4 protein-coding genes are annotated in these 2,842 nt (G+C 66.6%); 1 reads left to right on the top strand and 3 read right to left on the bottom strand.

Features of this window, described 5'->3' with window-relative positions; genetic code table 11:
* The 3 genes from B2W70_RS10360 to B2W70_RS10350 all read right to left on the bottom strand — a co-directional run.
* Nucleotides 1–570 (bottom strand): ABC transporter substrate-binding protein (locus tag B2W70_RS10360; RefSeq protein WP_286745490.1); only part of this gene is annotated, 570 nt, incomplete at its 3' end.
* A gap of 36 nt (nt 571–606) precedes the next feature.
* Entirely contained in the window at nt 607–1,548 is a 942-nt protein-coding gene (locus B2W70_RS10355; RefSeq protein ID WP_286745488.1) for an LD-carboxypeptidase, read from the bottom strand.
* 48 nt (nt 1,549–1,596) lie between these two features.
* Nucleotides 1,597–1,725: a hypothetical protein gene (locus B2W70_RS10350; protein WP_286745487.1), complete on the bottom strand. Its 129-nt coding sequence runs from the start codon at nt 1,723–1,725 to the stop codon at nt 1,597–1,599.
* Between the two features lie 163 nt (nt 1,726–1,888).
* Between B2W70_RS10350 and B2W70_RS10345 the strand changes: the two genes are divergently transcribed.
* Nucleotides 1,889–2,842: M14 family zinc carboxypeptidase (locus B2W70_RS10345; protein ID WP_286745484.1), on the top strand; the 954-nt coding region annotated here is incomplete at its 3' end.

The following is a 2,842-nucleotide window of genomic DNA, read 5'->3' as shown; positions in this document are numbered from 1 at the left end:
GCGGGGCCGCTTGAAGTCAAAGCGAATCAGCCGCTCGCCCAGCACCTGCACCCCCGCCACGCCCCCGAAGTAGGCAGCGTATTGAGGCGAGGCCTGCTTGCTGGTCAACATGTCGAAGCTGTGCTTGACGTCTCTGGCCAGCACCGCATTGCCGTTGTGAAAGCGCGCTTTGGGGTTGAGCCGGAAGGTGACCGACATGGCGTCCGGCGCCACGCTCACGTCTTCGGCCAACAGCGCATAGGCGGTCGTGGGCTCCTCGAAGTTACCGGTCAGCAAGGTCTCGAACACCAACGCGTTCAGGCCCGGTGGTGACGTGCCCTTGAGCGTGAACGGATTGAACTTGTCAAAGCTGTTGGCGATGACCGGCGCGACCAGCGAAAAGTCACCGCCCTTGGGCGCCTTGGGGTTGACGTGATCGAAATGGCTGAAGCCGGAGGGGTACTTGATGTCGCCGAACTGTGCGTAGGCGTGCGCGCCCCAAGAGGGCGCCGCATGTGACATGCACACCACGGCCAGCAACGCCGCTGTGCCCCGCGCGGCTGATCGGGCTGCCGCCCACACCCTGCTCATGGCCACCATGGCTGCGCGCACGCTGGTCGCCCCCGATCACCAAAGCAGGAAGGCGTCACGCCCCTGCACCGAAAGCGTGGCCTGGCGCCCCACCGGAACACAAACCTTCGTCGGCACGTGCCCGAAAGGCAGGCCGGTGAGGATGGGCACCGGGCAGACGCTGCGCAGGTGGGCGATGGCCGATTTGAGCGTGTAGCCACGGTCCAGCGGAGATTTGCGGTACTCGGTGAAAGCACCCAGCACGACGGCCTTCTGGGCGCCGAGCACGCCCGCTTGATGCAACTGCAACAGCGCCCGCTCAATGCGGTACGGGTGCTCGTTGACGTCTTCCAGGAAGAGGATGCCGCCCTTGACCTTCGGAAAATGCGGCGTGCCCAGCAGGGCCTGCACCACGGCCAGGTTGCCGCCCCACAGGCGCCCGGTGACCTCGACGCCATCGAAGCCAAGCTCGGTGCGAAAGCCAACCGCTTCCAGGTCACCCGTCACGGCTTCGACAAAGCAGGCTTGGGTGACGTCATCGCCCCCCTCGGCCAGGTCGGCGTGCCCGAAATCGCCGCAGGCCATGGGGCCGGCCCAGAAGCCCGCAGACACGTTCTCGCCCGGCTTGAGCGGGCCGGCAGCGCCGTGCGCCATGGCCCCCAACTGCAGGGCCGTGACATCGCTGTAACCGACCCAGGCGGTGCCCTGCTCGATGCTGCGCGCCAGCTTGGGCCACTCGATTTGATCCAGCAGGCGGCTGAGGCCATAACCCCCCCGCGTTGCCAGGGCCACCTGGGGTACCGCATCCGCCACTCGGTGGATGGCCTGCAGGCGCTCGGCGTCTTCGCCAGCGAAGCGCTGGTGCTTTTTCAGGGCGGACGCGTCAACCGAGACGTCGAAGCCCAAGGCCTTGAGCCGCTTGGCTGCCTTGCGAACCGAGGCGGCCTGCGCAACGACACCAGCTGGGCTGTGGATGATCAAAGAAGGACATTGGCTCATGCCCCCATTGTGACCGAGCGTGGCCGCTTCAGCCCGGGTGCGATCCCGTCAGTGTTGCACCAGGTGTTGCGCCAGCTGCTGACGCCGGCGGGCCCGCAGCAAAGCCAGCCACTCCCCCAGGCCGGCGACCAGCGCAAAGGTGATGGCGACCCAACGCCACACGGTGGTGCCGGGCATGGTGCGAGAGGGCGTGACGCGCATCGTTCGGGGCGGGCTTGCTGCGAAAACACCACAGTAGGCGGCGTGCGTGTCAGCCCCATGACACGGGCATGAGCCGCCGTCACACAAATGCCGCCCTGGACTCGTTAAGGTGGTCCGGTCTCCACCGCGCCCCTCCGCCGTGAGCCCAAAACAAGCACTGCCCGAACTCGACGACATCCTCCGCCTCATCGAGCTGGGGGGTGAGCACGTGCAGGCACGCACGCTGTGCCGCGTCGAAGCGGGAGGCAAGGTCTTCGAGGTGCCTTCCATCTCCCTGGGCAATCCTTCGCGAGAGGCGCCGGCCATCGGCTACTTCGGAGGCGTTCATGGCCTGGAGCGCATCGGCGCCGAGGTCGTCATCGCTTACCTGACCAGCCTGGTGCAGCGCCTGCGCTGGGACGAGGTGCTGCACCACCAGCTTTCGCAACTGAGAATGGTCTTCATGCCGCTGGTCAACCCTGGCGGCCTATGGCTTGGCACTCGCGCCAACCCCAGCGGGGTGGACCTGATGCGCAACGCCCCGATCGAAGCCACCGAACCGGTGCCTTGGCTGCTGAGCGGCCACCGCCTGAGCCCCGCCCTGCCCTGGTACCGAGGCCCGCATGGCGCCCCCATGGAGGCTGAGAGCCAGGCCCTGTGCTGGCTGGTGGATGAAGAACTGTTTGGTCGCCCCTTCAGCCTGGCGTTGGACTGCCACTCCGGCTTCGGCCTGCAAGACCGCATCTGGTTCCCCTACGCCCACACCTGCCAGCCCCTGCCCCACCTGGCGGAGCTGCACGCCCTGCACCGCGTCTTCCAGCAAACGCACTCACACCACAACTACGTGTTCGAGCCGCAGAACATGCAGTACCTCACGCACGGCGACCTCTGGGACCACCTCTACCTGCGCCACGGCAGTGAACAACCGGGGCGCGTTTTTTTGCCTTTGACTCTGGAGATGGGCTCATGGATGTGGGTCAAGAAGAACCCGCGCCAGCTCTTCAGCCGCCACGGCATCTTCAACCCCCTGATCGCTCACCGACAGCAACGCGTGCTGCGCCGGCACATGGCCTTGCTCGACTTCCTCGGGCGCGCTGCAGCCAGCCACGGCCGC

The organism is Aquabacterium sp. UBA2148 (genome assembly GCF_002328915.1).
GTDB classification, from domain to species: Bacteria; Pseudomonadota; Gammaproteobacteria; order Burkholderiales; family Burkholderiaceae_C; genus Aquabacterium; species Aquabacterium parvum.
Note: the sequence above shows the minus strand (reverse complement) of the source record. Positions and strands in the feature narration are given on the sequence as shown.

Bases quoted from the DNA above. Each gene is read 5' to 3' on its own strand.
- B2W70_RS10350 (WP_286745487.1), bottom strand. From the start codon at position 1,725: ATGCCCGGCACCACCGTGTGGCGTTGGGTCGCCATCACCTTTGCGCTG.
- B2W70_RS10355 (WP_286745488.1), bottom strand. From the start codon at position 1,548: ATGAGCCAATGTCCTTCTTTGATCATCCACAGCCCAGCTGGTGTCGTT.